Source organism: Bradyrhizobium sp. CFUWI (assembly GCF_056429085.1).
This window is the reverse complement of record NZ_JBWJZE010000100.1, coordinates 1-1,308: the sequence shown is the minus strand read 5'-3', so window position 1 is coordinate 1,308 and position 1,308 is coordinate 1. Positions and strand designations below refer to the sequence as shown.

Annotated in this window: 1 pseudogene; it reads right to left on the bottom strand. The window is 61.5% G+C overall.

Annotated features, from left to right (window positions below):
• Positions 1-66: 66 nt before the first annotated feature.
• Positions 67-1,308, bottom strand: a pseudogene (locus AC066S_RS38840) (IS3 family transposase); the annotation flags it as partial.

Below are 1,308 nucleotides of genomic sequence, written 5' to 3'. Positions count from 1 at the left end.
GTCAGATGATTTGAGACTGATCAGGCGTTCTGCGAAGGGAGGCTCTGGCTCATCAGGGGTTAGAGTTTAAGCGGCCTGCAGACGATGCTGCAAGCGACGATTTGCAATGGTGTCGCGCTTGATGCGCTGACGTTCGGCCAGGATTGTCTCTGCTCTGCCGAAGTAGACATCGGCCGGTGTGAGATTGTCGATGCTCTCATGGTAGCGAACGTGATTGTAGTGCTCGACGAAGGCACTGATCTGTCGTTCGAGATCGCCGGGTAACTAATAGTTGTCGAGCAGGATGCGGTTCTTCAGCGTCTGATGCCAGCGCTCGATCTTGCCCTGGGTCTGGGGATGATACGGAGCCCCGCGCACATGTTGCATGTCTTTGCCCTTGAGCCAGGTGGCCAGATCGTCCGCGACGTAACTCGATCCGTTGTCGCTCAGAAGCCTCGGCCGCTGCATGACGGTGATGTGGTCGAGGCCGGAAGCTGCGAGCGCCTGGTCGAGCGTCGCCGTGACGTCGGAGGCGCACATCGTCGGCCCCAATCTCCAGGCCACGATGTAGCGCGAGAAGTCGTCAAGGACGGTCGACAGATAGTACCAGCCCCAGCCGGTGATCTTGAGGTAGGTGAAGTCGGTCTGCCAGAGCTGATTGATGGCCGTGGTCTTGTCCTTGAACTCGTCCGCGGCCTTGATCACCACATAGGCCGGGCTGGTGATCAGGTCATGCGCCTTCAGCAGCCGGTAGACTGATGCTTCCGAGACGAAGTACTTCCGCTCGTCGGTGAACCGCACAGCCAATTCGCGCGGCGACAGCTCCGGCAGTTCCAGCGCCAGGTCGACGATCTGGCCGCGAACGTCGTCGGGAATGCGGTTCCAGACCCGATCCGGCCGCGATCGATGATCGGCCAGCGCCTCAACACCGCCGTCCCGATAACGATCGTACCAGCGATAGAACGTGGCTGGTGGGATACCGAGCTTCTCCAGCGTGCGCCTGGCCGGCAAGTGCGACTGCTCGACCAGCTTGATAATCTCGGCCTTCTCGGAGGCGGGATACCTCATGCCTCGTCCTCCCCATCCCCGTTCATGCTTTTTTTCAGCAGGCGGTTCTCCAGGGTCAGATCGGCCACGACCTCCTTCAGCGCTGCGGCCTCACGGCGCAGATCCTTGACCTCGCCGGAGGTCGCAGCACGGGCCGTGTCGCCAGCCAGGCGACGCTTGCCGGCTTCCAGGAACTCCTTGGACCAACCGTAATACATCGAGGCGGCGATGCCTTCGCGGCGGCAGAGCTCGGAGATGTTCTCCTCGCCCCGCAGCCCCTCC